Source organism: Georhizobium profundi (assembly GCF_003952725.1).
Classification (GTDB): Bacteria; Pseudomonadota; Alphaproteobacteria; order Rhizobiales; family Rhizobiaceae; genus Georhizobium; species Georhizobium profundi.
Genome location: NZ_CP032509.1, coordinates 2,953,777 through 2,980,176, shown reverse-complemented (window position 1 = coordinate 2,980,176; position 26,400 = coordinate 2,953,777). Strand labels below are relative to the sequence as shown.

Annotated in this window: 23 protein-coding genes and 1 tRNA gene; 14 read left to right on the top strand and 10 right to left on the bottom strand. The window is 62.9% G+C overall.

Features of this window, described 5'->3' with window-relative positions:
• Positions 1–78: 78 nt before the first annotated feature.
• On the bottom strand, positions 79–2,394 hold the full coding sequence (rnr, locus tag D5400_RS14330) for a ribonuclease R (protein WP_245451562.1): 2,316 nt from the start codon (positions 2,392–2,394) through the stop codon (positions 79–81).
• Positions 2,379–5,054 carry a type I DNA topoisomerase gene (gene topA, locus D5400_RS14325; protein WP_126010633.1) on the bottom strand — a complete coding sequence of 892 codons (2,676 nt, stop codon included), beginning with the start codon at positions 5,052–5,054 and terminating at the stop codon, positions 2,379–2,381. Before topA ends, rnr begins: the two co-directional genes overlap by 16 nt.
• Before the next feature lie 232 nt (positions 5,055–5,286).
• On the opposite strand from topA, the gene D5400_RS14320 reads away from it, so the two are divergent.
• Complete coding sequence (locus D5400_RS14320) at positions 5,287–5,550, top strand: hypothetical protein (RefSeq protein ID WP_404862128.1); 264 nt, start codon at positions 5,287–5,289, stop codon at positions 5,548–5,550.
• On the opposite strand, the gene dprA is transcribed toward D5400_RS14320, so the two are convergent.
• The 4 genes from dprA to D5400_RS14300 are packed head-to-tail and all read right to left on the bottom strand — an operon-like array spanning position 5,500 to position 9,501.
• On the bottom strand, positions 5,500–6,654 hold the full coding sequence (dprA, locus tag D5400_RS14315; protein ID WP_126010632.1) for a DNA-processing protein DprA: 1,155 nt from the start codon (positions 6,652–6,654) through the stop codon (positions 5,500–5,502). The genes D5400_RS14320 and dprA overlap by 51 nt on opposite strands.
• A complete protein-coding gene (gene plsY / locus D5400_RS14310; RefSeq protein ID WP_126010631.1) occupies positions 6,654–7,268 on the bottom strand; it encodes a glycerol-3-phosphate 1-O-acyltransferase PlsY in 615 nt (204 codons plus the stop codon). The genes dprA and plsY overlap by 1 nt, the downstream gene beginning before the upstream one ends.
• 14 nt (positions 7,269–7,282) lie before the next feature.
• Positions 7,283–8,572, bottom strand: a complete 1,290-nt coding sequence (locus D5400_RS14305; RefSeq protein ID WP_126010630.1) for a dihydroorotase — start codon at positions 8,570–8,572, stop codon at positions 7,283–7,285.
• A complete protein-coding gene (locus D5400_RS14300; RefSeq protein WP_126010629.1) occupies positions 8,569–9,501 on the bottom strand; it encodes an aspartate carbamoyltransferase catalytic subunit in 933 nt (310 codons plus the stop codon). Before D5400_RS14300 ends, D5400_RS14305 begins: the two co-directional genes overlap by 4 nt.
• A gap of 151 nt (positions 9,502–9,652) precedes the next feature.
• Between D5400_RS14300 and D5400_RS14295 the strand changes: the two genes are divergently transcribed.
• Complete coding sequence (locus D5400_RS14295; protein WP_126010628.1) at positions 9,653–11,299, top strand: acyl-CoA dehydrogenase family protein; 1,647 nt, start codon at positions 9,653–9,655, stop codon at positions 11,297–11,299.
• On the opposite strand, the gene D5400_RS14290 is transcribed toward D5400_RS14295, so the two are convergent.
• Complete coding sequence (locus D5400_RS14290; RefSeq protein ID WP_126010627.1) at positions 11,284–12,216, bottom strand: AEC family transporter; 933 nt, start codon at positions 12,214–12,216, stop codon at positions 11,284–11,286. The genes D5400_RS14295 and D5400_RS14290 overlap by 16 nt on opposite strands.
• A 237-nt stretch (positions 12,217–12,453) precedes the next feature.
• Here D5400_RS14290 and D5400_RS14285 point away from each other — a divergent pair, with 237 nt between their 5' ends.
• On the top strand, positions 12,454–12,951 hold the full coding sequence (locus tag D5400_RS14285; RefSeq protein WP_126010626.1) for a hypothetical protein: 498 nt from the start codon (positions 12,454–12,456) through the stop codon (positions 12,949–12,951).
• Positions 12,948–13,271, top strand: coding sequence for a DUF6105 family protein (locus tag D5400_RS14280; protein WP_126010625.1), 324 nt, complete (start codon positions 12,948–12,950; stop codon positions 13,269–13,271). The genes D5400_RS14285 and D5400_RS14280 overlap by 4 nt, the downstream gene beginning before the upstream one ends.
• Here the strand turns inward: D5400_RS14280 and ruvX are convergent.
• Positions 13,238–13,666: a Holliday junction resolvase RuvX gene (gene ruvX / locus D5400_RS14275; protein WP_404864539.1), complete on the bottom strand. Its 429-nt coding sequence runs from the start codon at positions 13,664–13,666 to the stop codon at positions 13,238–13,240. The genes D5400_RS14280 and ruvX overlap by 34 nt on opposite strands.
• A 131-nt stretch (positions 13,667–13,797) precedes the next feature.
• Between ruvX and D5400_RS14270 the strand changes: the two genes are divergently transcribed.
• A complete protein-coding gene (locus D5400_RS14270; RefSeq protein ID WP_126010623.1) occupies positions 13,798–14,505 on the top strand; it encodes a metal-dependent hydrolase in 708 nt (235 codons plus the stop codon).
• Between the two features lie 29 nt (positions 14,506–14,534).
• Here D5400_RS14270 and D5400_RS14265 read toward each other — a convergent pair whose 3' ends face one another.
• On the bottom strand, positions 14,535–16,496 hold the full coding sequence (locus D5400_RS14265; RefSeq protein WP_245451303.1) for a putative bifunctional diguanylate cyclase/phosphodiesterase: 1,962 nt from the start codon (positions 16,494–16,496) through the stop codon (positions 14,535–14,537).
• Positions 16,497–16,659: 163 nt separating this feature from the next.
• On the opposite strand from D5400_RS14265, the gene gatC reads away from it, so the two are divergent.
• The 9 genes from gatC to recJ all read left to right on the top strand — a co-directional run bounded on the left by gatC (position 16,660) and on the right by recJ (position 26,145).
• Entirely contained in the window at positions 16,660–16,947 is a 288-nt protein-coding gene (gatC, locus tag D5400_RS14260) for an Asp-tRNA(Asn)/Glu-tRNA(Gln) amidotransferase subunit GatC (RefSeq protein WP_126010622.1), read from the top strand.
• Between the two features lie 54 nt (positions 16,948–17,001).
• Positions 17,002–17,418, top strand: a complete 417-nt coding sequence (locus D5400_RS14255) for a GNAT family N-acetyltransferase (protein WP_425364931.1) — start codon at positions 17,002–17,004, stop codon at positions 17,416–17,418.
• Positions 17,418–18,899: an Asp-tRNA(Asn)/Glu-tRNA(Gln) amidotransferase subunit GatA gene (gene gatA, locus D5400_RS14250; protein WP_126010620.1), complete on the top strand. Its 1,482-nt coding sequence runs from the start codon at positions 17,418–17,420 to the stop codon at positions 18,897–18,899. Before D5400_RS14255 ends, gatA begins: the two co-directional genes overlap by 1 nt.
• Positions 18,893–19,432, top strand: a complete 540-nt coding sequence (locus tag D5400_RS14245; protein WP_245451302.1) for a GNAT family N-acetyltransferase — start codon at positions 18,893–18,895, stop codon at positions 19,430–19,432. The genes gatA and D5400_RS14245 overlap by 7 nt, the downstream gene beginning before the upstream one ends.
• A 114-nt stretch (positions 19,433–19,546) precedes the next feature.
• The gene (gene gatB / locus D5400_RS14240) at positions 19,547–21,049 is read left to right on the top strand and encodes an Asp-tRNA(Asn)/Glu-tRNA(Gln) amidotransferase subunit GatB (protein WP_126010618.1); all 1,503 of its coding nucleotides are present in this window, start codon (positions 19,547–19,549) and stop codon (positions 21,047–21,049) included.
• A 4-nt stretch (positions 21,050–21,053) separates the two neighbouring features.
• Positions 21,054–21,545, top strand: a complete 492-nt coding sequence (locus tag D5400_RS14235) for a GNAT family N-acetyltransferase (protein WP_126010617.1) — start codon at positions 21,054–21,056, stop codon at positions 21,543–21,545.
• 119 nt (positions 21,546–21,664) lie between these two features.
• On the top strand, positions 21,665–22,885 hold the full coding sequence (locus D5400_RS14230; RefSeq protein ID WP_126010616.1) for an LL-diaminopimelate aminotransferase: 1,221 nt from the start codon (positions 21,665–21,667) through the stop codon (positions 22,883–22,885).
• Positions 22,886–22,943: 58 nt separating this feature from the next.
• Positions 22,944–24,269, top strand: coding sequence for a homoserine dehydrogenase (locus tag D5400_RS14225; RefSeq protein ID WP_126010615.1), 1,326 nt, complete (start codon positions 22,944–22,946; stop codon positions 24,267–24,269).
• A gap of 73 nt (positions 24,270–24,342) precedes the next feature.
• Positions 24,343–26,145 (top strand): single-stranded-DNA-specific exonuclease RecJ, encoded by a 1,803-nt coding sequence (gene recJ / locus D5400_RS14220; RefSeq protein WP_126010614.1) that lies wholly within the window; start codon positions 24,343–24,345, stop codon positions 26,143–26,145.
• A 95-nt stretch (positions 26,146–26,240) separates the two neighbouring features.
• On the opposite strand, the gene D5400_RS14215 is transcribed toward recJ, so the two are convergent.
• Positions 26,241–26,315: transfer RNA gene (locus tag D5400_RS14215), tRNA-Glu, on the bottom strand.
• Positions 26,316–26,400: the final 85 nt, after the last annotated feature.

Here is a 26,400-nt window from a genome sequence, read left to right as displayed (position 1 = left end):
AACCCGGGCGTTGACGCACCATATAGGCGCGAATGGTGCCAATGTCGCCCCTTTCGGCCCGTTCGGCGCGCATTTGCCTCAGCGACGGCCGCGAGGAGGCCGTGTGCCGGGCTTTTTCGCCGCGCCACGCCGCTTTTCGCCGTGCTTTGCCTTGTGGAACGATCTCGCACCCGCAGGCATCTTGCGCGGTTCGCTGACGATCTCGAAACGGAGCGCACCCGCGAGCGGGAGTGCCTCGACAAGCTTGACCTCGACATCGTCGCCGAGCCGGAAGCCTTCACCACTCTCGCGACCCGTCATCGACTGATGCGCCTCGTCATAGATGAAATAGTCATAGCCGAGCGTCGAAACCGGCACGAAGCCGTCTGCCCCGAACTGCGGGAGCGAGACGAAGAGCCCGGATTTGACGACGCCGGAGACGCGGCCCTCAAACGTATCGCCGACCCGGCTGGCCAGATGATGGGCGATCAGCCGGTCGACCGTGTCGCGCTCCGCGGCCATCGCCCGGCGTTCCGACGTGGAGATGTCGGCTGCGATGTCAACCAGCGCCGCTTCCTCTTCCGGCGTGATCGCGCCATCTCCCAGCTTGAGGGAGCCGATGAGCGCCCGGTGGACGATAAGGTCGGCATAGCGGCGGATCGGCGAGGTGAAATGCGCGTATCGCATCAGGTTCAGGCCGAAATGACCGAGATTGTCAGGGCTGTAGATCGCTTGGCTCTGTGACCGCAGGACCATCTCCGACACCATCGTCTCATGCGGCTTGCCGCTTGCCGATGCCAGGATGTGGTTGAAATTGTTGGCGCGCAGGCTGCCGCGGGCGAGCGAGAGATCAAGCGTCGCCAGGAACTCGCGCAGCGTTTCCTGCTTGGCGAGCGATGGCGCGTCGTGGATGCGATAGATCAGGCTCTGGCGCTTGCGCTCCAGCGTTTCCGCAGCGGCCACATTCGCCTGGATCATGCATTCTTCGATGAGCTTGTGGGCATCGAGTCGCGGCGGCACGATCACCTTGTCGACCTTGCCATCCTTGTCGAGCACGATCTTGCGCTCCGGCAGATCGAGCTCCAGTGGCTGTCGCTTGTCGCGACCCTTGCGCATCGTGCCGTAGGCTTCCCAGAGCGGCTTCAGCACGCCTTCGAGCAGCGTGTCCGTCTTGTCGTCCGTCGCGCCGTCGATGGCCGCCTGGGCCTGTTGATAGGAGAGCTTGGCAAGGCTCCTAATCATGATGCGATGGAAACTGTGGCGCAGCTTCTGGCCATCCTTCGAAAAGGTCATGCGCACGGCGAGTGCGGGCCGGTCGACGCCTTCTTTCAGCGAGCAGAGGTCGTTGGAGATGCGTTCGGGCAGCATCGGCACGACCCGGTCCGGAAAGTAGACCGAGTTGCCGCGCTTCAGCGCTTCGCGGTCCAACTGCGATCCGGAGCGCACATAGTGCGAGACGTCTGCAATCGCGACCGTGACGATGTGGCCGCCCTTGTTGTCGGGGGAGGGATCCGGCTCGGCATGGACCGCGTCGTCATGGTCCTTTGCGTCCGGCGGATCGATCGTGACCAGCGCGAGATCACGCCAGTCTTCGCGGTGCGCCATGGTCGCCGGGTTCGCGGCCTCAGCCTCGGCGATGACGCTGTCGGGAAAGACATGCGGAATGCCGTGATCGTGTATGGCGATCATCGAGATCGCCTTCTCGCTCGAAACCGAGCCGATGACGGAAAGAACCTCTGCCCGTGCCAGCCCGAAGCGTCCGATCCGCGTGACTGCGATCTCGACCAGATCGCCGTCCTGGGCGTTGTTGGCCTGTGCCGCTTCGACGACGAGCTCGTTCTGCTGACGCTCGATCGGCATGATGCGTCCGCCACCACCAGGCTCGGCACGGAATACGCCGAGGGACGCGTCCTTGCGCTTGTCGATCAGCTTGATGACACGGGCGGTGTAGGCCGGGCCGGTTTTGTCCTTTGACGGGAAGATTTTTGCCAGCACCCGATCGCCGACACCGGGCGTGCGGCCGGGCTTGCCTGAACGGCCGACCGCTTTGTTGAGGCGGATCGACACGGCGGGCGCAACTTTCTGCGCGTCGTCCCATTCGGCGGGCCGGCCGATCAGTCCGCCTTCGGCGTCACGTGTCGTGATGTCGATGAGCGTGACGGGCGGCAGCTTGTCTGGACGAACGAGCTGCTTGCGGTCCTTCTGGACCAGCCCTTCATCGGCCAGATCCCGAAGCAGATCCTTCAGCGCAACGCGATCCTCACCCTTGAGCCCAAAGGCCTTCGCGATATCGCGCTTAGTGGCGCGATCCGGGTTGTCCGCGATAAAAGCGAGCAGCGTCTCGCGGTCGGGCAGGGTGGAGTGGGCGATGGTCTTGCCTCCGGCGAAGGGTCGGACCCCTACGCCTCCTTCGATTTTGCCGAACTTGTCTTCTCGGTCGATGTCTTGGCGGCTGCCGCTTTCTTCTTCGGGGCGGCCTTCTTTGCAGCAGCCGGCTTTTTGGCCGGGGTTGCCTTCTTGGCTGCCGCCTTCTTCGGCGCAGCCTTCTTGCCGCTCTTGCCGGCGCGCTCGGCCACCAGCTCCAGTGCCTTTTCAAGCGTCACGGCCTGCGGGTCGAGGTCCTTCGGAAGCGTCGCGTTGACCTTGCCCCAGTTGACATAGGGGCCGTAACGCCCGTCGCGCACGGTGATCGCGCCGCCATCGGGGTGCTCGCCGAGCTCCTTCAACGCAGCAGTGGCTGTGCGACCGCGCGCAGGGCCCTTGGCCTTGCGTTCCGCAATCACCGTCACCGCCCGGTTGAGGCCGATGGTGAAGACATCCTCGACCGTCTCGAGATTGGCGTAGCCGCCATCGTGCAGAAGGAACGGACCGTAGCGGCCGAGGCCGGCCGAAATCATCTTGCCGCTTTCGGGGTGCTTGCCGATGTCGCGCGGCAGGCCGATCAGCGCCATCGCCTTTTCATGGTCGATGTCTTCGACCTTCCAGCCCTTCGGCAAGCTCGAGCGCTTCGCTTCCTTGCCGTCGCCCCGCTGGACGTAAGGTCCGAAGCGGCCCGATCGAAGCGTGATCGGCTCGCCCGTGTGTGGGTCGCGGCCCAGATCCTTCGGCTCGCCGGACAGTTGCGCTTCATCGCCATTGGCGCTCTCGGCGGAAAGCTGGCGGGTGAAATTGCATTCCGGATAGTTCGAGCAGCCGACGAAGGCGCCGAACTTGCCGAGCTTCAGCGACAGATTGCCGGTGCCGCAGGTCGGGCAGATGCGTGGATTGCCGCCGTCTTCGCGCTTGGGGAAGACGATCGGGGCAAGCTCTTCGTTCAATACGTCGAGCACATCGGAAACGCGCAATTCCTTGGTGTTCTCGATCTGCGCGAAGAAGTCCTTCCAGAACGCGCGCAGCACGTCTTTCCAGGCGAGATCGCCGTTCGAGATCTTGTCGAGCTGCTCTTCGAGATTGGCTGTGAAGTCGTACTCCACATAACGCTCGAAGAAGTTCTGCAGAAACGCTGTGACGAGACGTCCCTTGGCCTGCGGGATCAGCTTGCGCTTGTCGATCTCGACATATTCACGGTCCTGCAGCGTGGAAAGCGTCGCCGCATAGGTCGAGGGCCGGCCGATGCCGAGCTCTTCCATGCGCTTGATCAACGTCGCTTCCGAGTAGCGCGGCGGCGGCTCGGTGAAATGCTGGGATGCGTTGATCTTCTCTTTGGCGACCGTTTCGCGCGCATTGATTTCCGGCAGACGGCCATCGTCGTCACCGTCGTCCGATTGCTCTCCGTCTTCCTTCTGATCAGTGTAGGCGGCGATGAAGCCGTCGAAGCGGATGACGGAGCCCGTGGCTCTCAGGCCCGCGATCTTGTCGCCATTCTTGGCGGCGATCTCGACGGTGGTCCGCTCGATCTCCGCCGAGGCCATCTGGCTGGCGATCGCCCGCTTCCAGATCAGGTCGTAAAGGCGGATCTGGTCCTGGTCGAGATAGCGCTTCACGTCATCGGGGCGGCGCTCGAAGCCGGTGGGGCGGATCGCCTCGTGGGCTTCCTGTGCGTTCTTCGCCTTGGTCGAATAGAAGCGCGGCTTTTCGGGCCGGTAGCGGTCGCCGAAATTCGACGCGATCTCCTCGCGTGCAGCCTCGATGGCGCTCATGTCCATCTGCACGCCATCGGTTCGCATATAGGTGATGAGACCGACGGTCTCGCCGCCGATGTCGATGCCTTCGTAGAGCTTCTGCGCGACCTGCATGGTGCGCTTGGCGTTGAAGCCGAGCTTGGACGATGCAGCCTGCTGCAGGGTCGAGGTCGTGAAGGGCGGGGCTGGGTTGCGCTTGGTGGGCTTTGCCTCGACGCTTTCGACCGTGAAGGAGGCGCCTTCGAGCATCGCCTTGATCGTGTCGGCTTCGCCGACATTCGACACGGTTTGGCGCTGAATCCGCTTGCCCTCATAGGACGAGAGCCGCGCATTGAAGACGTCGTTGCGCGGTGTCTTCAGGTCGGCGCTGATCTGCCAGTATTCTTCGGCGACGAAGCGCTCGATTTCGGCTTCGCGATCACAAACGAGACGAAGCGCCACCGACTGAACGCGGCCGGCCGAGCGCGCGCCGGGCAGTTTGCGCCACAGAACCGGAGACAGATTGAAGCCAACGAGATAGTCGAGCGCGCGCCGCGCCAGATAGGCATCGACCAGCGGCGCATCGATATCGCGCGGATTGGCCATCGCATCGAGCACGGCCTTCTTGGTGATCGCGTTGAAGACGACGCGCTGGACGGACTTGCCCTTCAGCGCCTTCTTCTTGTTCAGCACTTCGAGCACGTGCCAGGAAATGGCTTCCCCTTCGCGATCCGGGTCGGTCGCGAGAATGAGGCTGTCGGCGCCCTTCAGCGCGTCGGTGATGTCTTTCAGTCGCTTGTTGGAGGCGGTATCCACCTCCCAGCTCATCTCGAAATCCTCGTCCGGCTTCACCGAGCCGTCCTTGGCCGGCAAGTCGCGCACATGGCCGAACGAGGCCAGGACCTTGAAGTCCTTGCCGAGGTATTTGTTGATTGTCTTTGCCTTGGCAGGCGATTCGACGACGACGACGTTCATGAACACGCTCAAATTCTGATGAGTGAGCACCGCGCGACCAGTGCTGGATAGTGCCGCTTGGCGGCGATCTCAGGCTCGGAGATGGACAGCAAGCGGCTTGAGGTCAAGTCATTTCCGATCACGCAGCATTTGCGCATGGAGTTATACAACCTGAAGACGCATAACGGTGTGTTGCACTTATGACTAGAACCGCTATGTTTCTGACATTGGCTTGGGATGGTTGATCCTGAGCTTGGATGAGGCGCTGCGCGCGGGAGACCTCAAAATGGATGGTCAGACAAATGGCGGGCGCAACCATGCGCATGACCCGGAGACAATAGCGTTTATCCGGCAGATGCTTGGCGAACTGCGCGTCATGGCTGAGCAGCAGCGGTGCTTTATGCTCTGCTATCTCATCGAGATGGCGTATGTTGAGGCGGGCGACATCCAGCTCGGCGTCAAGCCGTCAGACATCATCCGTAAGAAGACTGACCAGTCCGGACGGATGACGGGATAGGCGCCCGGCAAGATCAAGCTCGAGCAGGACCAGGTAAACGACAGCCGGCGGCAACTCGGTATGGCGCACGATATCGTCCACTTCGACGGGCGTCGCGCCCAGCGCCGAAACGATCCTGTCGCGATCTGTTTCGCCAGGCTCGGCCTGCAAGCCAGGTCCATCCTCGTCCCGCTCGCGCACCGAGAGCGGGGGCGCGACCGGCCTGCCGACCAGAGGCGCCAGGGCTTCCAGAATGTCGGTGCTGCCGATAATCAACGTTGCGCCGTCCTTGATCAGCGCGTTGGTGCCGGCCGATCGCGGGTCAAGCGGCGATCCTGGAACCGCGAAGACGATGCGGCCGAAATCCGCGGCACGACGCGCCGAGATGAGCGAGCCCGAGCGGGTCGCTGCCTCGACCACGACGAGGCCGTAGCCGATGCCGGCGATCAGGCGATTGCGGCGCGGAAAGTCGCGGGCGCGGGGCTCCCAGCCAAATGGCATTTCCGAAACGGCAAGACCGGCGCCGTCCGTCATCTGCTGGTAGAGCTCGAGATTTTCGGGCGGATAGGGCATGTCGAGCCCACCGGCCATTGCCGCGATGGAGCCCGTTTCGAGCGTCGCACGGTGGGCTGCCGCATCGATGCCTCGAGCGAGGCCGGATACGACGACATATCCTGCGGCCCCGACCTCGCGCGCCATGCGGGCGGTGAACTTTGCGCCCGCGGCCGATGCATTGCGCGATCCGACGAAGGCCACGGCCGGCTTTTGGGTCAGCGATGGGTCACCTTTCACCGCCAGAAGCGGTGGAGCGGCATCGATCGAACGCAGAAGCGGCGGGTAGTCCGGCTCCCCGATCCCGACGAAGCGCGCACCGAAGCGCGTTGCTTGTTCGAGTTCCCGCTCGGCCTGTTCGACACTCGCCACGCGCAGCGACCGCCCGCCACCACGTGCCGAAAGGTCGGGCAGGGCATCGAGCGCAGCTTCTGCCGAGCCACAATGGTTGATCAGTTCGCGGAAGGTGGCAGCTCCGACATTGTCGCTGCGGATGAGGCGCAGCCAGGCGAGGCGCTGGCGATCGGTAAGCGCAATCCCGCGCGGCCGGCCGGCGCCCCCATCGTGCGCCATCAGCCGCGGGCCCCGATCCGGCTTTCGGTGCCGTTGATCAGCCGGCCGATATTCGCTCGGTGCTTGATGAAGGTGATGATGCTCATGATGACGAAAAGCTCCATCAACCGCATTTCGCCCAGAATGAAGAAGGAGAGCGGAACGACGATCGCCGCGAGAAGCGCGGCAAGTGAGGAATAGCGCGTGAAATAGGCCGTTCCGATCCAGATCACCGCGAAGATCAGCACCATGGCGGGCGCAAGCCCGAGCAGCACACCCACATAGGTTGCAACGCCCTTGCCTCCGCGAAACTTCAGCCAGACGGGGAAAAGGTGGCCTATGAACGCGCCGAAGCCGGCGATGATGGCGAGGATCTCGGAAAACTGCGCGGCGACGACGACCGCCAGCGTGCCTTTGAGCGCGTCCCCGATGAGTGTCGCGGCCGCAAGCTTCTTGTTGCCGGTGCGCAGAACGTTCGTGGCGCCGATGTTCCCGGACCCGATGTTACGCACGTCCCCGAGCCCAGCCATGCGCGTCAGAATGAGCCCGAAGGGGATGGAGCCGAGCAGGTAGCCGAACGCCAGCGCAACCAGGAACAGGTCGAAAGGAACCTGCGTGATGATCGGTTCAGGCATGCATCAACTCCGGCTCAATCCGCTTTGAAGACTGTGGCGCCCGCCACGAAGGTTTGCAAGACGCGCCCCTGGAAGCGTGCATCTTCGAACGGCGTGTTCTTGGAGGTCGACACGATGCGATCTTTCGAAAAGACGAAGGGCTCATAGAGATCGACGATCGCAAGATCCGCCCGTGCCCCAACCTTCAGCGTGCCCGCGTCAAGGCCGTAGCGCTTGGCAGGGCTCGTCGAAAGCGCGTCGATGAGCCGAGGCAGCGGCACGTCGCCAGAATGGTGCAGCCGCAACGCGGCGGCGAACAGCGTTTCGAGACCGATGGCGCCGTTTTCAGCGTCGGAGAAGGGCAGGCGCTTGGTATCGACGTCCTGCGGGTCATGGGCCGACGAAATGATGTCGATGGTGCCATCGCGCACGGCCTCCACCATCGCACGACGATCCTCCTCGGTCCGCAGCGGCGGCGACAGCTTGAAGAAGGTGCGGTATTCGCCGATGTCGTTCTCGTTCAGCGTCAGATGGTTGATCGAGATGCCGGCGCTCACATCGAGGCCGCGCGCTTTTGCAGCCGCAATCGCGTCGCTGGATTCAGGAACCGAGATGCTGGTCGCGTGGTAGCGTCCGCGCGTCAGCGCAGCGAGGCGCAAATCGCGCTCGAGCGGGATGATTTCCGCTTCGCGCGGGATACCTGACAGGCCGAGCCAACTCGCCAAAAGCCCGGCGTTCATCACGCCCTGGGCCGCAAGATGCTTGTCCTGCGTCTCGCAGGCGATCAAGGCGCCGAAATCGCGCGCATAGGTCAGCGCGCGGCGGATGACGGCAGTGTTGGCGAGCGTGCGCCGGCCATCGGTAAAGACGACAGCGCCTGCGGCCGAGAGAAGGCCGATCTCGGTCATCTCTTCGCCGGCGAGGCCTTTTGTCAGCGCAGCTGCCGGATAAACCCGAACGACCGCCGAATCGCGCGCTGTCTTCAGCACGAACTCGACGAGCGCCACATCGTCGATCGCCGGGGTCGTATCCGGCATCATGACAAAGGACGTGACACCGCCCGCAGCGGCTGCGCGACTGGCCGAAGCGATGGTCTCGCGGTGCTCGCTGCCGGGTTCGCCGACGTGAACGCGCGTATCGACGAGCCCGGGAATGACCAGCTTGTCGCGGCAATCGATGATTTCGGCGCCTTCCGGAATGCCCTGATTATGGGCGCCGGCGCCGGCCGCTTCGATGATCCCGTCCTTGATGATGACGGAACCGATCTCATCGATGCCGCGCGACGGATCGATGATCTGCGCATCGGTGAGAACAGTGATCGTCATGGCCGCGCCTCCTCGCCGGTGAGAAGTGTTTCCATGACGGCCATGCGTACGGCGACCCCCATTTCCACCTGCTGCTCGATGACGCTCTGCGGGCCGTCTGCAATCTCCGAGGCGATCTCGACGCCGCGGTTCATCGGGCCCGGGTGCATGACCAGCGCGTCCTCCTTGGCATAGGCAAGCTTCTCCGCATCGAGGCCATAGAAGCGGAAATATTCGCGCACCGATGGCACGAAAGCGCCCGACATGCGCTCGCGTTGCAGGCGCAGCATCATCACGACGTCGGCGTCCTTCAGGCCTTCCTTCATCGACGTGTAGACCTCGACGCCCATGTCGCTGATGCCCGAAGGCATCAGCGTGGAAGGGCCGATGACGCGGACGCGCGCGCCCAAGAGATTGAGAAGCACGATGTTGGAGCGCGCCACGCGGCTGTGCAGCACGTCGCCGCAAATGGCGACGATCAGGCGGCCGACCTTGCCCTTGGCACGCCGGATCGTCAGCGCATCGAGCAGCGCCTGAGTCGGGTGCTCATGCGCGCCGTCGCCGGCATTGACGACGGAGCAGCCGACCTTCTGCGAAAGAAGCGCCGCGGCACCGGCCGACGAATGCCGCACGATGAGGATATCCGGCCGCATGGCGTTCAGCGTCATCGCCGTATCGACGAGCGTCTCGCCTTTTTTGACCGATGAATTGCCAACCGACATGTTCATCACGTCGGCGCCGAGCCGCTTTCCGGCCAACTCGAAGGAGGCTTGTGTGCGCGTCGATGCTTCGAAGAAGAGGTTGATCTGCGTCAGCCCGCGCAGGCTCGCCTTCTTCTTTTCGCGCTGTCGGCTGAGCGCGACGGCAGCATCGGATCGATCAAGCAGATAGTGGACGTCGGCCTCGTTCAGACCCTTGATGCCGAGAAGGTGGCGGTGCGGAAAGGACATGGGCGTGACGGGCTCCGGCTTGCGGCTCGTCGCTCTATAGGCGTGGCCCGCCGCCCGAACAAGCGCCGGCCCTCAGTGCAGCCGCGCTGCTCCACCGCAAATTCTCCCTCTATCCCGCTGCAATCGCGCTCGAATCCGGTTAGGAAGGGCGATGAGCACCCGTCCCCAGCCAGCGACCCACGACGTCTTCAACCAGCCGCCGCGCTTTTCGGGGATGAATGCCTATCGCGCCGATCCGCTGCTCGTCGAAATCACGCTCGACATGGATCGCGCGCTTCGCCTCGATTTCGAGGGCGTCGGCCGTTTCGTGATGAGTGCGGAGGCGCAGGATCTGGCAAGGCTCGCCAACCGCAACCCGCCGGAACTGAAGACCCACGATCACCAGGGCAACCGCATCGACCAGGTGGATTTCCATCCCGCCTATCATGCGCTTTTGCGCAAATCGGTATCGGGCGGGCTGCATGCCTCGGTGTGGGAAGATCTGCCGGCGGAAGCGGGCGTTGCGCACAAGGCGCGTGCCATCCGGTTTTTCCTGACGGCGGGGCTCGAGACAGGGCATCTCTGCCCCGTCACGATGACCAATGCATCGGTCGCCGCAATTATGGCGTCGCCCCGTATCGAACGCGATTGGCTGCCGAAAATTCTGTCCCGCAAATATGATTCCGCGCACAAGCCAGCGATGCAGAAGACCGGCATCACGCTCGGCATGGGGATGACCGAGAAGCAGGGCGGCACGGATGTGCGCGCCAACACGACGTCGGCCGAGCGTGTGGGCGAGGGGATCTATCGGCTTGCCGGCCACAAATGGTTCATGTCCGCGCCGATGAGCGATGCATTCCTGATGCTGGCTCAGACGCCCGAAGGCATCGGCTGTTTCCTGGTTCCCCGCATTCTCGAGGACGGGTCACCCAATGGACTGCGGTTCCAGCGCCTGAAGGACAAGCTCGGCAATCGGTCGAACGCATCGAGCGAAGTCGAGTTTTCCGACACCTATGGCTTCCTGCTCGGCGAACCGGGCGAGGGTATCCGCACGATCCTCGACATGGTGACCATGACGCGGCTTGATTGCGCGGTCGCCTCCGCCGGCATCATGCGATCCTCGCTTGCCGATGCGGTGCACCACACCAGGCACCGCTCGGTGTTCGGCAAGAAGCTGGTCGACCAGCCGTTAATGGCGCGTGTGCTCGGCGACATGGCCCTCGACGTGGCAGCCGCGACAGCGCTCTCCATGCGGCTTGCCACCGCCTTCGACCGCGCCCGCAACGATCCGCGCGAAGCGGCTTACGCACGGCTGATGACGCCGGTTGTCAAATACTGGGTCTGCAAGATCGCTCCGGCTCTGGTCTACGAGGCGATGGAATCGGTCGGAGGCAATGGCTATGTCGAGGAAAAGGCGCTCGCCCGCCACTACCGCGAGGCCCCGGTCAACGCGATCTGGGAAGGTTCGGGCAACGTCATGGCGCTCGACGTGCTGCGGGTGCTGGCCCGCGGGCGCGATCTCTTCGACGTGGTGCTCGAAACGATCGCCGCCGATCTCGGTGCCGCGGGCAGGCGGACGCGAGACGTCCTGGAGGCTGCGATGGCGGTCTGCGAGAGCGACCAGGGTGCGGCCCGCATGCTGACCGAGCAACTGGCCCTTTCAGCTGCGGCAGCGGAACTCAACCGAATCGGTGCAGGCCGCGTCGCCGATGCCTTCATCGAAACGCGGTTGGCCGGCGCCTGGCGCTCCACCTATGGCATGCTCGATTCCCGTTTCGACGCCCGCCAGCTCGTCGATCTCCTCTATCCGGAAAGCTGACGGAGCAGGAACAGCGCGAGCGGCATGGTCCCGATCGAGGCCGCCGTCTGGATGGTCGTGATCGCCGCATAAAGCGGGGCATCGCCATTCATCTGGCGCGCAAGCAAATAGCCGTTCATGGCCGTCGGCACCGCTGCGCAGAGGACCAAGATCTCGAGCGTTGCGCCTTCGATCCCGATGGCGAGCGCCACCGCGACCATCACTAGCGGAAACAGGACAAGCTTGATGGCGGACGTCAGCGCTGCGACGGGGCGTGGTTTGAGAGCGTCGCCGACCCGCAGCCCAGCACCCACCATCAGCAGGCCGAGGCCGAGCGCGCTGGCGCCGATGAGATCGATCGCCGTGATCAGCGGAGCGGGAATGTCGAACGGCAGATGGCGGGCGCCGAGGCCGGCGAGGCAGGACAGGATGAGCGGGTTGCGCACCATGCGCAGCGCCAGCACCGAGAGCTTGCGCGCCCCGCCGCCGAACCACACCATCACCGCCACGCAAACGAGATTAATCGGCAGGATGATCAGCGCCATCACGAGCGCGACGAGCGCAATCCCTTCAGCGCCGTGAAGGCTGCTCGCGATGGCAAGCGCGACGAAGCCGTTCCAGCGAATGCCGGTCTGGAAGATGGTGGTGAAGCTCGATGCGGTGATGCCCTGCCGCTGCATGATCGGCCAAAGCGCAAGCACGAGCGCCATCATCAGACCAAGCGTGATGGCGACGGTCAGCGCGACGCGGCCGATGTCGAGCGCTGCGAAATCGGCTTGGTAAAGCGTCATCGAGAGGAGGGCAGGAAAGGCGACGAAATAGCCGAACTGCTCCAGCCCCGACCAAAATTCCTGGTCGATGGCATTCCAGCGCTTCAGCACGACCCCGAGCAGCACGAGCAGAAAGATCGGGATGATGCTTTGCAGGATCGGAATCATGAATGCGAGCCTTTCGAAGCCCGTCCATTAGGCCCCATGCAACGGATGAGCAAACGCGTTCCGCAATGGGACCGCCGTTAACCATAAATGACGATAGCTGAATGCCGCGATGGCCCGGAATCGTTGGCTCCCTTATGGTTAGCAGATCGTTAACGGGTTTTTGGCGGTAAGCTTTCTGCAACCGCCTTCTACTTGCTTTGTTAACGGTGCGACAAATGAGGCAAGGGCTTCCCACGCATGCGGACGATCGTGATCGGCATATCGATGTTCTGGATGGTGGAGTTTTCCATGTCCGGGCTGAGCCGCGCCGTCCCGTCGCCCTTGGGCACAGAGCCCGGCATGTTTGCTTGGTTGAGCGTCCATCATCTCTTCGGATTCGCTGAATTCGGCATAGCCGCATTGTTTTGCCTGGCGGCGCTCTTTGCGCTGTTCGGCGCGGACGCAACCAAGCGCGATTCGGGCGAGACGCTTGTTGCTGCCGTCACCGGCGCATTGGTGCTGACAGCGGCAACACATGCCTTCAGCTGGCTCGAGGGCAGGGTGGATGCAGGCGTGTTCATCGAAGCCGGTCTGCTCCTGATGACGGGGGCGGTAGCGCTGTTCCTTGACGGGACCACCGTTAAAACAGCCGCTGCCGACGACGATGCGACCGCTTCCAATGCTTACCTCAAGAACCGGATCGCCGCCGCGACAGCGTCCGTCCACACCTTCCCCGATGCGAGGCCACGATCATGAAATGGTTTCTGATACTCTGGGCCGCGCCGGTGGGATCGCTGATCGCCTGGTATGGGCTTTCCTATCACGATATCAGCTTCGGATTTTTCATGCTGACGCGTGAGACGCACGATCTGGTCTTCCAAATCTATGGCAATGTGCTTGGAATCGAGCCGGAAACCATACCGCCGCTTGTTGCGCGCGCGCTCGTGGTCGACACGTTCATCGTGCTGGGCATCGTCGCGTTCCGAAAGCGCCGTGAGATCCGGGCGTGGTGGGCAGCACGGCACACGCGCAGTACGGCGCTTCAGAGCGACGAGAGCCTGTCGAGCGCTCCCTGAAGAATGAACGCGGCCGCGGCGGCGTCGATGCGTTCAGCTCTTCTCGCGCGTGACACATCCATGCCGATCAGCGCCCGTTCGGCCGCCACTGTCGACAACCTCTCGTCCCAGAAGGCGAACGGAAGCTCGGTCAGAGGCTCCATGTTGCGCACGAAAGCGCGGGTAGCCTGCGCGCGGGGGCCCTGGCTGCCATCCATGTTGATCGGCAGCCCGATCACAATGCCCGAAACCTGCTGCTCCGCCAGAAGCTTGAGCAGTGCGTCCGCGTCCTTCGAAAATTTCGCACGCCGGATCACCCCGCGCGGGCTTGCCAGCGTCAGCCCCAGATCCGAAATGGCGACGCCGATCGTCTTGGTGCCGAGATCGAGGCCGGCGAGCGTGGTGCCCTTGGGCATGTGACCGGGCAGATCTTCGAGCGCGACGATTGACAAGATTTCGGCCTTCCGGGTTTTGCAATTGGGCTTCTCTGCGCCATCTTCCGGCGCGGAGCAATAACCCCCGCTCGGGCATCAGCAAGGAGATATCGATGAAACTGACCTGGCTCGGACACGCCGCCTTCAGGATCGAAACCGACAAGGCAACGATCCTGATCGATCCGTTCCTCACTGGAAATCCCGGCTTCGCTGGTCTCGATCGCAGGGATGCCGTCCAGGGCGTCACGCATATCGTCCTGACCCATGGCCATGCCGATCATGTCGGCGATACCGCAGTGATCGCCAAGGAAACCGGTGCGACCGTCGTCGCGAATGCCGATCTCTGCGGCTTCCTCGGCAAGCATCGCGGCGTGGAGAAGCTCGATCCGACGAACACCGGCGGCACCGTCCATCATGAAGGCTTCTCGGTGACCTATGTGAACGCGCTGCATTCCTCCGCCGACATCACCGAGGATGGCGTGTCGCACGCGCTCGGCAACGCCAATGGCTGCGTCTTCCACATCGAAGGCGGGCCGACGCTTCTGCACATGGGCGACACCGACATCTTCTCCGACATGGCGCTGATCAACGAACTGCACCGGCCGGAAATCGGCATCGTGCCCATCGGCGACCGCTTCACCATGGGCGGCGCCGTCGCAGCGCTCGCATGCCGCCGCTATTTCGATTTCAAGGCGATCATTCCGTGCCATTACGGCTCGTTTCCGATCATCGATCAGACGGCGGATGTGTTCGTCGATGCGTTGGAGAGTCAGGCGGAACGCGCAAAAGTGGCCGCTGCCGGCACGCTGCATCAGTTCTGATCTCTGAAGCCTGTTTCTGGCTCTAAAATCTATGCCCGCAGTGCGACACGTTGGCGCCCGGCGCTGCGGGCAAGGCTCAAGGCGTTCTGGAAGGATAGCGGGCGGTCGAAATGGTAGCCCTGGCCATAGCTGCAGCCGATGGCTTTCAACTGCGCCGCAATCGCACCGCTTTCGACGCCTTCCGCCACGCAGTCGATCCCGAGATTCGCCGAGAGATCGACCACCGACTTCACGATGTTGCGGCAGCGGACGTCGTTTTCCATCTGCTGAACGAAGCTGCGGTCGATCTTCAGCTTGTCGAAGGCCAGGCGGTGCACGTGGCTGAGGCTCGAATAGCCCGTTCCGAAATCGTCGAGCGCCACCTTGATGCCGGCGGCACGGAAAAGCGAGATCATCCTCTCCGCCGTTTCAAAGTTCGACAGGAGTGCCGTTTCGGTGATCTCGAATTCGAGGCGATTCGTGGCGACGCCCGAGCGCTCCACGAGGCTGAGGATTTTCAGCGCGTCGATATGATTGCAGATGTCGCGCGCCGAAAGATTAAACGAAATCCGGCAGTCGAGTGGAAGTTCGTCGAGTGCGTCGATCGCCTTGCGCAGGAGGATCAGCGATACGTCGTTGATCAGCCCGCAGCGCTCCGCAATCGGCACGAAGGCGGCGGGCGAGATTTCGCCCAATGTCGCATTGTGCCACCGACCGAGCGCCTCGAAGCTGACGACCTCACCCGTCTTCAGATCGACGATCGGCTGAAACGCCAGATAGAATTCCTGCCGGAGATCGCCGATCCGCAGTTCGCGCTCGATCGACGTCCGTTCATGCAGAAGTTGCGTGTGCTGCTCGGAGAAGATTTCGACGCCGCCATTCTGCTTGGACTTGGCCTGATAGAGCGCGAAGTCTGCCTGTTCGATGAGGCTTGCAGCCGTCACATGACGTTCCTGCGAGACGACGATACCGCATGAGCCGGAAAGCCGTGCGATGCCGGCGGGCGTTTCGTAGTGGTCCTTCAGCGCGAGGCAGAGGGCGTTGGCGATGGTCGACGCCTCGTCCGCATCCAGTTCAGAAGGCAGGATGAAGCCGAATTCGTCGCCCCCAATTCGCGCGATCGTGGTGCCGGGCTGCAGGATCTTGCGGAAGCGTCGGGCTGTCTCGACGAGGACCGAGTCACCGGCTGCATGGCCGAACACATCGTTGACCGGCTTGAAGCCATCGAGGTCGATCAGGCCGATCACCGGAGGCTTGCCGCCTGCCGCCGTTTTCATCACCTGGTCGATTTTCTCGAAGAAGCTGCGCCGGTTGTCGAGGCCGGTCAATTGGTCCTCAAGCGCGTGCTTGGCGTTCATGACACCGAGTTGCACGGTCTCCTTTTGCTTTTGTTCGAGAATGTCGGAGATGCGCACGATTGACACGAAGTTGTCGAAATTGCTGTGCGTGACGTGGATGAAGGCGAGCGAGATGAAGCAGACACTGATCGAGATGGCTGTGAACACGGGCTGGCCGCTGAACATGAAGTTGCCGATCAGGATGAAGAAGACGCTGCCTGCCGTGACCAGTGCGGCCGGCGGCAGGTTCATGAGGCAGAAGACGCAGGAAATGGCTGAAATAGACAGGAAGAAGGCGATGTGGCTCTGCTGGTAGGCATCACCGAAGGGGTACAGGCTGACACCCCAGAAGCCGAAGCAGATGGAAAAGAGGCCGGCGAGTATGACGGTGCCGCGCATTTTGCGGACGGCCTGCTCGGGCGTCGGGCGGTCGTTGCGCCGCAGATGCCATTTGGCCAGACGGACGATGCAGATCAGCGACAGGACGCCCGGCACGTAGAGCGTCTGCCATTGTGGGGCCGACCCATGGTGGGTCCATGCGAGTGCCGCAGCATTCACCATCAGCAGGATGTAGAGAATCGGAATTTGCCGCGTCAGCGCGGCATATTGCGCGACGGCAAACCGTTCGTTCCCTACGTCGACATTGAAGAGAAAGGACTTACGAAAAAACTGCAACACAACCAGGCACCCCCAACGGCTGCAGTAAAGAAGAGAAGCATTGAAATATCGTATAGACTGCTGGACATACGGGGATCGTAATGCACAGTTTGCCAGCCTTGCTCTCAGCAGGCGCGAACGCTATACGCACCCGCACGCCTGAAAATCCCGGAGTTTCCGCATGTCTGTCGATATCGCAACGGTAAAGCGCGTTGCCCGTCTGTCCCGCCTCGCGGTGAGCGACGAGGATGCACAGCGCATGGTCGGCGAACTCAACGTGATCCTCGGCTTCGTCGAGCAGCTGGACGAGGTCGACGTGAGCGGCGTCGAGCCGATGACCTCGGTGATCGCCATGGACATGAAGAAGCGCGCCGATGTCGTGACCGATGGCGACAAGGCTGCCGATATCGTGGCCAATGCGCCGGCTTCCGAAGAAGGGTTCTTCCTCGTCCCGAAAGTCGTGGAGTAGGCTGTGGATCTGGCTATCGCAGCCGAAACGCCTCTTCAGGACGATGTGCGTGACATGGTCAGCGCGCTGAACGCTCACATGATCCCGTTGACGCCGCGCGAGTTCCAGTTCCAGCTGACGGTCGAGCAGATGGCCGAGCCTTCGGTGACGGTGTTCGTCGCGCGCAATGGAGATGGAAACGCTGTCGGCATGGCGTCGCTGAAAGAGCATGGGGAAGGCCTCGGCGAAGTGAAGCGCATGTTCACCAAGCCCGAAGTGCGCGGCCAGCGCGTCGGCTCCGCGCTTTTGCAGCAGGTCGAGCAACGTGCTCGGGATCGCGGCCTGTCCCGCCTCGTTCTCGAGACAGGGGAGGCACCGGGTTTTGAAGTTGCATGGCGCATCTATGAGCGCAGCGGTTTCACCCAGTGCGGCGCTGTCCTCGACTATCCTGATTCCGGTTATTCCAGATTTTACGAAAAGAAGTTTGCCTGATGTCCGAACTGACCCGCCTGACCATCGCCGAAGCTCGCGAAAAGATGCGCGCACGCGACCTTTCCTCGGTCGAATTGACGGATGCCTATCTGAGCGCGATCGAAGCCGCCAACCCCTCGATCAATGCCTATGTAACGGTCACGGCGGGCAAGGCGCGCGCCATGGCCAAGCGCTCGGACGAGCGCATGGCGAGCGGTGAGGCTGGAGCACTCGAAGGCATCCCGCTTGGCATCAAGGATCTTTTTGCGACCGAAGGCGTCCACACGCAGGCCTGCAGCCATATCCTGAACAGCTTCGAGCCGCGCTACGAATCGACCGTCACGTCCAACCTCTGGAACGACGGCGCCGTCATGCTCGGCAAGCTGAACATGGACGAGTTCGCCATGGGCTCGTCCAACGAGACGTCCTATTATGGCCCCGTCGTGAACCCGTGGCGCGTCGAAGGCTCCAACGAGAGCCTCGTTCCCGGAGGCTCCTCCGGTGGCTCCGCGGCAGCCGTTGCCGCCGAACTCTGCGCCGGCGCGACCGCCACCGACACGGGCGGCTCCATCCGCCAGCCGGCCGCATTCACCGGCACGGTCGGCATTAAGCCGACCTATGGCCGCTGCTCGCGCTTCGGCATCGTCGCCTTCGCATCCTCGCTGGATCAGGCCGGTCCGATCGCTCGCGACGTGCGCGATGCGGCGATCATGTTGCGTTCCATGGCCTCGACCGATGCCAAGGACACGACCTCGGTCGATCGCGCTGTTCCGGATTACGAGGCCGCAGTCGGCCGTTCGGTCAAGGGCCTGAAGATCGGCATTCCGAAGGAGTACCGCGTCGACGGCATGCCGGGCGAGATCGACGCGCTCTGGCAGCAGGGCATTGACTGGCTGAAGGATGCCGGCGCCGAAATCGTCGAGATTTCGCTGCCGCACACCAAATACGCGTTGCCTGCCTACTACATCGTTGCACCGGCCGAAGCCTCGTCCAACCTCGCGCGTTACGACGGTGTGCGCTACGGCCTGCGCCAGCAAGGCCGCGACATTTTGGAAATGTACGAGAAGACCCGCGCCGAAGGCTTTGGCGAGGAGGTCCAGCGCCGAATCATGATCGGTACCTATGTGCTTTCCGCCGGCTATTACGACGCTTACTACCTGAAGGCGCAGAAGGTCCGCACGCTGATCAAACGTGATTTCGAGACCGTCTTTGCCGATGGCGTCGATGCGATCCTGACGCCGGCAACGCCATCTGCAGCCTTCGAGATCGGCGATGCCGAAATGGCAGCCGATCCGGTCAAGATGTACTTGAACGACATCTTCACGGTCACGGTGAACATGGCTGGCCTTCCGGGCATCGCCGTGCCGGCGGGCACCTCGACGGATGGACTGCCGCTCGGCTTGCAGCTGATCGGCCGGCCCTTCGACGAAGAGACGCTCTTTGCCGCAGCCAGCGTCGTGGAGAAGGCTGCCGGCCGCTTCACGCCAAAGCGTTGGTGGTAATCCGATCAGCCAAACGCAGTGATGCCGCGAAACTCGCGGAGATCGGATATCGTGCCTGGGAAGACCGCCTGTCGGTTTGGGCATCGGGCCAGACAAACGTCGCGAGCCTTCGCCGCAACGCGATGGACTCCTATCTCACCTTCACGAGTCGCAGCTGGTCTCTGATCCGCGTTGCCGAGGAGGATGGCATGCCCGTCGGCTGGGGCGCCCATGAAGACCCACTCGACGTGGAAACAGCCAGGCCAAACGCCATTTCAGATCTCTGGATCGATCCCGAATTTCAGCGGCGCGGTCACGGCGCGAAGCTGCTCACCTGTCTGGAAGATGAAATCGTCGAGGCGGGACACGAGACTGCCGAGCTCGAAACCCATGCCCGCAATCACGAGGCGATCGCGTTCTATCGCCGCTATGGCTATACGGTGATCTGGCTTTCGACGGTCTATTCCGCATCGCTCGACCGCGACATTGAAAAGGTCGGAATGTCGAAGCGCCTGGTGCATGAGCCCGAAATTGAGATCTACGGACCTGCTTGATGGTATTGCGTCGCAGGGAAAGCGGATCGGCAGCAGCGCCAAAGTCCTTGCGCCGGGCAGCCCGATGTTCTAGCCAAAACCCATTCCCTCAAGGCCATTGAAGAGCGTCACCGCATGACCATCGTCGATACCCGCACACCCGATCCGAAGCGCTTCATCCCCGGTGCCACCGGCGATTGGGAAGTCGTCATCGGTATGGAGGTGCATGCGCAGGTGACGAGCAAGTCGAAGCTCTTTTCCGGTGCATCGACAGAGTTCGGCAAGGCGCCGAACGCCAACGTCTCGCTCGTCGATGCCGCGATGCCCGGCATGCTGCCGGTCATCAACGAGGAATGCGTGAAGCAGGCGGTGCGCACCGGCCTCGGCCTCAAGGCCCAGATCAACAAGCGCTCGATCTTTGACCGCAAGAACTATTTCTACCCGGACCTGCCGCAGGGCTACCAGATCTCCCAGTTCAAAGACCCGATCGTCGGCGAGGGCAAGATCGTCATCTCGGTCGGCCCAGACCGGAAGGGCGAGTTCGAGGACATCGAAATCGGCATCGAGCGGCTGCACCTGGAACAGGATGCCGGCAAGTCGATGCACGACCAGCATCCGACCATGTCCTATGTGGACCTGAACCGCTCGGGCGTCGCGCTGATGGAAATCGTTTCCAAGCCGGATCTGCGCTCTTCCGACGAGGCGAAGGCCTATCTCACCAAGCTGCGCACCATTCTGCGTTACCTCGGCACCTGCGACGGCAACATGGACGAAGGCTCCATGCGGGCCGACGTCAACGTGTCCGTGCGCAAGCCAGGCGGCGACTTCGGAACGCGCTGCGAGATCAAGAACGTCAACTCCATTCGCTTCGTCGGCCAGTCCATCGAATACGAAGCGCGCCGCCAGATCGCCATCCTGGAAGAGGGTGGCTCGATCGACCAGGAGACGCGCCTGTTCGATCCAGGCAAGGGTGAGACCCGCTCCATGCGCTCCAAGGAAGACGCGCACGACTATCGCTATTTCCCCGATCCGGACCTGTTGCCGCTCGAATTCGACGATGCGTTCATCGAAGAACTGGCCGCGCATCTGCCGGAACTGCCGGACGACAAGAAGGCGCGGCTGATCGAGACGGTCGGGCTTTCCGTCTATGACGCCTCCATCCTGGTGTCCGACAAGGCGATTGCCGACTATTTCGAACGCGCCGCCAAGGGCCGCGACGGCAAACTCGTCGCCAACTGGGTCATCAACGATCTCCTGGGTGCCCTGAACAAAGCCGGGCAATCCATTGAAGAGACTCCGGTTTTGCCCGACCAGCTCGGCGGCATCGTCGACCTCATCAAGGCCGAAGTGATCTCCGGCAAGATCGCCAAGGATCTCTTCGAGATCGTCTGGAACGAGGGCGGCGACCCGGCTTCCATCGTCGAAGAACGCGGCATGAAGCAGGTCACGGATACCGGCGCGATCGAGAAGGCCGTGGATGAGATCATTGCCGCCAACCCCGATCAGGTGGAAAAGGCAAAGGCCAAGCCCTCGCTCGCCGGCTGGTTCGTGGGGCAGGTGATGAAGGCGACGGGTGGTAAGGCCAACCCGCAGGCGGTCAATGCGCTGGTCAAAGCCAAGCTCGGCCTCGAGGACTAAACCCATGTTCTTCGTGCGAACGGCGATGAAGGCCGATCTTCCCGCCGTTCAAACTCTGCTTACCGAGACGTGGCACGCGACCTATGACACGCTCTACGGCGTGGAGAAGGTGGCGGAGATCACGCGCTCTTGGCACTCCGTGGAAGCGCTCCAGACGCGCCTGTCGCGGCCGCAATCGGAATTTCTGGTTGCCGATGACGGCAAGCGGATCGGCGGGATGGCCTATGCGGCCCGCTCCGACAAGGATGTGGTCCTGCTCCACCAGATTTACGTGCACCCATCGCTGCAGCGCCAGGGTATCGGCCGCGATCTCTTCGCCGAGATCGAAACCTGCTTCGACGGGGCGAAGCGCATCCGCCTGGAGGTCGAGCCCGAAAACGAAGCCGCATGCGCTTTTTACCGCGCCCACGGGTTCGTGGAGGTCGGGCGCACCGAAAATTGCGGAGCCGACGGTTCCGGCATCCCGGCACTGGTGATGGAAAAGCCGCTTACCTGAGCGATCTTCAATGCGGCGCGCTTGCTCGCCACAATGTCCCGCTTGCTTTTGCGCTTGATTGGACGCATGCACGGCGTTCCACTATTCTTGGCCAAACCCAGTCTGATCCGGATAAATCGATGGAAGAGTTTCACAAGGTCCGCCGCCTTCCGCCCTACGTCTTCGAACAGGTCAACCGCCTGAAGGCGAGCGCGCGAGCGGCCGGCGCCGACATCATCGATCTCGGCATGGGAAATCCGGATCTGCCGACGCCAAAGGCCGTGGTCGACAAACTGTGCGACGTCGTGCGTGATCCGCGCACCCATCGCTACTCGTCCTCGCGCGGTATCCCAGGCCTTCGCAAGGCACAGGCTGCCTATTACGCTCGCCGCTTCGGCGTGAAGCTGAATCCGGACACGCAGGTCATCGCGACGCTCGGCTCCAAGGAAGGCTTCGCCAACATGGCGCAGGCGATCACCGCGCCGGGCGATGTCATCCTGTGCCCAGATCCGACCTATCCCATCCACGCCTTCGGCTTCCTGATGGCAGGCGGCGTGATCCGCTCCATGTCGGTCAAGCCCGACGACCAGTTCTTCGTCGCGATCGAGCGCGCCGTGCGCCATTCGATCCCAAAGCCGCTTGCGCTGATCCTCAACTATCCGTCGAACCCGACCGCCTATACGGCCGACCTCGATTTCTACAAGGAAGCGGTCGCGCAGGCGAAGAAGCACGACATCATCATCCTGTCGGATCTCGCCTATTCGGAGATCTATTTCGACGACAATGCGCCGCCGCCTTCGGTCCTGCAGGTGCCGGGTGCAATGGATGTGGCGGTGGAATTCACCTCCATGTCGAAGACCTTTTCCATGCCCGGCTGGCGCATGGGCTTTGCCGTCGGCAACGAGCGGCTGATTGCGGCGCTGTCTCGGGTCAAATCCTATCTCGATTACGGTGCGTTCACGCCAATCCAGGTTGCGGCGTCCGCTGCGCTCAACGGCGATGGCTCCGACATCGAAGAGGTGCGCAGCATCTACAAGCGTCGCCGCGACGTGCTGGTGGATAGCTTCGGCAAGGCGGGCTTCGACGTGCCGCCGCCGGCCGCCACCATGTTCGCCTGGGCTCCGATCCCAGAAAAGTTCAAGCCGCTCGGTTCGCTGGAATTTTCGAAACTTCTGGTCGAGAAGGCAGATGTCGCCGTAGCGCCTGGCGTCGGCTTCGGCGAGCAGGGCGACGACTATGTGCGCATCGCACTGGTCGAGAACGAGCACCGCATCCGCCAGGCGGCCCGCAACATCAAGCGCTTCCTTGCAACGGCGGACGAGACGATGCACAACGTCATCGCGCTGAACGCACGGCGCTGATGCCTTTCGGCCGCGGGCATCTATCCGCGGTCCTTCCAAGCCGAACGATGGAAATTCCATGTCTGAACCGCTGAAAATCGGGATCGCAGGTCTCGGTACCGTTGGAGCCGCGCTCGTCCACGTCCTCGTGTCGCGCTATGCGCTGCTTGCCGAAGCCTGTGGCCGGCCGATCGAGATCGTCGCCGTGTCGGCGCGCGATCGGGAACGCAACCGCGGCATCGACCTGCGCGCGATGACATGGTTCGACGATCCGATCGAACTGGCGAAGACCGGCGAGATTGACGTCTTCGTCGAACTGATCGGCGGCGCGGCCGATCCGGCCTTGAGCGCGGTCGAAGCGGCCCTGTCGCGTGGCATCCATGTCGTTACCGCCAACAAGGCGCTGCTCGCCAAACATGGCGTCCGGCTGGCGGCGCTCGCGGAAGAAAAAGGCGTTCTCCTCAATTTCGAAGCGGCCGTCGCGGGTGGCATCCCGGTCATCAAGGCCATGCGCGAGTCGCTGACGGGCAACCGCGTCAGCCGCCTCTACGGCATCATGAACGGCACGGCGAACTACATCCTGACGACGATGGAGCGCGAAGGCCTGAGCTTCGAGGCGTGCCTCAAGGAAGCGCAGCGCCTCGGTTATGCGGAAGCGGATCCGACCTTCGACATCGAGGGCAACGACACCGCGCACAAGCTTGCCATCCTGACGAGCCTTGCCTTCGGCACCGAGATCGCAGCCGACGACATCTATCTCGAAGGTATCTCCAACATCTCGATCGACGACATCTGCGCCGCCGACGACCTCGGCTACCGCATCAAGCTCCTTGGCGTCGCGCAGCGCACCGATTCCGGCATCGAGCAGCGCGTTCATCCCACCATGGTGCCGAAGGATAGCGTCATAGGCCGGGTCGACGGCGTGACGAACGCGGTCGCGATCGAATCCGATGTGCTCGGCGAATTGATCATGTCGGGCCCAGGTGCGGGCGGTGACGCGACCGCGTCGGCGGTGATGGGTGACATCGCCGATATCGCCAAGAGCCGTCCCGGCATCCAGCACGGCCCTGCGCTCGGCAAGCCTGCAGCCAAGCTCGTTCCCTACAAACGCGCCAAGATGCGCAGCCATGAGGGTGGCTATTTCATTCGCGTCACTGTGCAGGACAAGGCCGGCGTCTTCGCGTCGATTGCCACGCATATGGCTGAGAACACCATCTCTCTCGAATCCATCGTCCAGCGCGCCAAGCACACGTCGCCGGCAGGCAGCGGCCGCCAGACGGTCGTGCTCGTCACCCATGCGACCACCGAAGCGTCCGTTCGGGCAGCCGTTCAGGCCATGGTCGCGGATGGCTACACGATCGGTGCGCCGCAGGTCATCCGGATCGAGCGGCCGAAAGCGGCTTGAGCCCATGGAGGCGGCGAACCGTTCCTAAGACGTCCGTTCCCAGCAGGCCGGTTCAAAGGAAGACGGAATAGAGATGGCGCCGATATCGGGAGAGGTCAGCCGCGCATTTCTCGATGTCGAGCGCTCGTTGACGGGCCAGCGCTGGGTGCAGCGCCTCGATCAGGCCGGCCTCAACCAGGCGCTCGCGATTTCCCAGTCTCTCGGGCTTTCTGAACTGGTGGCGCGGGTGATGGTCGGCCGCGGTGTGACGATGGGCGACGCCGTCGACTTTCTCGATCCGACGCTGAAACGTCTGATGCCCGACCCGTCGACGCTGACCGACATGGACCGGGCGGCCGAGCGCTTGGCGGCAGCCATCATCATCGGTGAACGCATCGCCATTTTCGGCGACTATGATGTCGACGGCGCATGTTCGTCGGCGCTCATGAAGCGGTTCCTCGACCATTTCGGTATCCAGAGCGAAATCTACATCCCGGACCGCATTTTCGAAGGTTACGGGCCGAATGTCGCGGCCATCGAGGAGCTGATCGATCGCGGCAACCGGCTGATCGTGACCGTCGACTGTGGCTCGACGAGCCATGAGTCGCTGGCTGCTGCCGCCGCGCGCGGAACCGATGTGGTGGTGATCGACCACCATCAGGTCGGCAGTGTGCTTCCGCCATGCGCTGCGTTGGTCAATCCCAACCGGGAAGACGATCTTTCGGGCCAGGGTCACCTCTGCGCTGCCGGTGTCGTGTTCCTGACGCTGGTCGCCACCCTCCGGCTCCTGCGCATGCGCCAGCAGCCGGGGCATCAGACGATGAACCTCCTGTCGCTGCTCGATCTCGTGGCGCTCGGCACCGTATGCGACGTGGTGCCTCTGAAGGGGCTGAACCGCGCTTTCGTGACCAAGGGGCTCGTCGCTGCCCGCCAGCTGGCCAATCCGGGCCTGGCTGCGCTGGTGCGCGTTGCCGGGATTGGCGGACCCATCACGCCCTATCATTTTGGGTTCATGATCGGCCCGCGCATCAATGCCGGCGGGCGCATTGGTGATGCCGCCCTTGGCAGCCGACTGCTGACCATTGAGGACCGGGCACAGGCCGACCAGATCGCCATCCAGCTCGACGGGCTGAACCGCGAACGCCAGGCGATGGAAACGGCGATGCTGGAGGAGGCGGAAGCCGAAGCGCTGGCGGAATATGCCAACGGCTCGGGCCCGGCCGTTTTCGTTACGGCGCGCGAGGGCTGGCATCCTGGCATCGTCGGTCTCATCGCTTCGCGCCTGAAAGATCGGTTGCGCAGGCCGGCATTCGCCATCGCTTTTGACAGCCAGGGCAAGGGCTCGGGCTCCGGGCGATCAATTGCCGGGTTCGATCTCGGCCGGGCGGTGCGCGCAGCGGTGGATCAGGGGCTGCTGGTCAAGGGCGGCGGTCATGCCATGGCGGCCGGCCTCACGGTCGAGCGCTCGCGGCTCGGCGCGCTTCGTGCTTTTCTGGAAGAGCAGGCCGCGAAAAAGGTGGCGAGCCTCGTGGCCGACAGCACGTTGCAGATCGATGGTGCGCTTTCAGCGACAGGCGCGACGCTAGCCCTCTTCGATCTTCTCGAATCGGCCGGCCCCTATGGCGCCGGCCATCCGCAACCCATTTTCGCCCTGCCGCGCCATCGCCTGGTGGATGTGCGAACCGTCGGCAACGGCCATGTGAAGATCAGTGCCGCCGCAGCCGATGGCAGGCGTGTCGATGGCATCGCGTTTCGCGCTGCCGACAGCGAACTGGGGCAGGGACTGCTCGCCGGGCAGGGGCTGTCGTTTCACTTCGCGGGAACGCTCACTGCAGACCATTGGCAGGGTACGCAGCGTGTCCAACTGAGACTGCTGGACGCCGCTCGCGCTGATTGATCAGGGTCATGAGATTGGTTTCTCTTGCGAGCAAGCAGCGCAGCGACCGAACGCGACCGGCTGTGACTATGATGGTGGCTGATTCAAGAGAGGGGTGGCACGCCCTAGGGGAGTCGAACCCCTCTTTCCAGAATGAAAATCTGGCGTCCTAACCGATAGACGAAGGGCGCATGCCGTGGTCGCCGCGAGGCGATGGGCGTCTTATAGTCAGGTGATCTGGTTCCCGCAAGCGCCAAACCGACCGATTTCGAAAAA

Bases quoted from the DNA above. Each gene is read 5' to 3' on its own strand.
- ruvX (WP_404864539.1), bottom strand. From the start codon at position 13,666: ATGCCCAAGGGCACCACGCTCGCCGGCCTCGATCTCGGCACCAAGACG.
- D5400_RS14300 (WP_126010629.1), bottom strand. From the start codon at position 9,501: ATGTCCTTTCCGCACCGCCACCTTCTCGGCATCAAGGGTCTGAACGAG.
- dprA (WP_126010632.1), bottom strand. From the start codon at position 6,654: ATGGCGCACGATGGGGGCGCCGGCCGGCCGCGCGGGATTGCGCTTACC.
- D5400_RS14235 (WP_126010617.1), top strand. From the start codon at position 21,054: ATGTTCTTCGTGCGAACGGCGATGAAGGCCGATCTTCCCGCCGTTCAA.
- D5400_RS14280 (WP_126010625.1), top strand. From the start codon at position 12,948: ATGAAATGGTTTCTGATACTCTGGGCCGCGCCGGTGGGATCGCTGATC.
- D5400_RS14285 (WP_126010626.1), top strand. From the start codon at position 12,454: ATGCGGACGATCGTGATCGGCATATCGATGTTCTGGATGGTGGAGTTT.
- D5400_RS14270 (WP_126010623.1), top strand. From the start codon at position 13,798: ATGAAACTGACCTGGCTCGGACACGCCGCCTTCAGGATCGAAACCGAC.
- D5400_RS14225 (WP_126010615.1), top strand. From the start codon at position 22,944: ATGTCTGAACCGCTGAAAATCGGGATCGCAGGTCTCGGTACCGTTGGA.
- recJ (WP_126010614.1), top strand. From the start codon at position 24,343: ATGGCGCCGATATCGGGAGAGGTCAGCCGCGCATTTCTCGATGTCGAG.
- gatB (WP_126010618.1), top strand. From the start codon at position 19,547: ATGACCATCGTCGATACCCGCACACCCGATCCGAAGCGCTTCATCCCC.
- gatA (WP_126010620.1), top strand. From the start codon at position 17,418: ATGTCCGAACTGACCCGCCTGACCATCGCCGAAGCTCGCGAAAAGATG.
- D5400_RS14255 (WP_425364931.1), top strand. From the start codon at position 17,002: ATGGTCAGCGCGCTGAACGCTCACATGATCCCGTTGACGCCGCGCGAG.
- topA (WP_126010633.1), bottom strand. From the start codon at position 5,054: ATGAACGTCGTCGTCGTCGAATCGCCTGCCAAGGCAAAGACAATCAAC.
- plsY (WP_126010631.1), bottom strand. From the start codon at position 7,268: ATGCCTGAACCGATCATCACGCAGGTTCCTTTCGACCTGTTCCTGGTT.
- D5400_RS14290 (WP_126010627.1), bottom strand. From the start codon at position 12,216: ATGATTCCGATCCTGCAAAGCATCATCCCGATCTTTCTGCTCGTGCTG.
- D5400_RS14295 (WP_126010628.1), top strand. From the start codon at position 9,653: ATGAGCACCCGTCCCCAGCCAGCGACCCACGACGTCTTCAACCAGCCG.
- gatC (WP_126010622.1), top strand. From the start codon at position 16,660: ATGTCTGTCGATATCGCAACGGTAAAGCGCGTTGCCCGTCTGTCCCGC.
- D5400_RS14230 (WP_126010616.1), top strand. From the start codon at position 21,665: ATGGAAGAGTTTCACAAGGTCCGCCGCCTTCCGCCCTACGTCTTCGAA.
- D5400_RS14305 (WP_126010630.1), bottom strand. From the start codon at position 8,572: ATGACGATCACTGTTCTCACCGATGCGCAGATCATCGATCCGTCGCGC.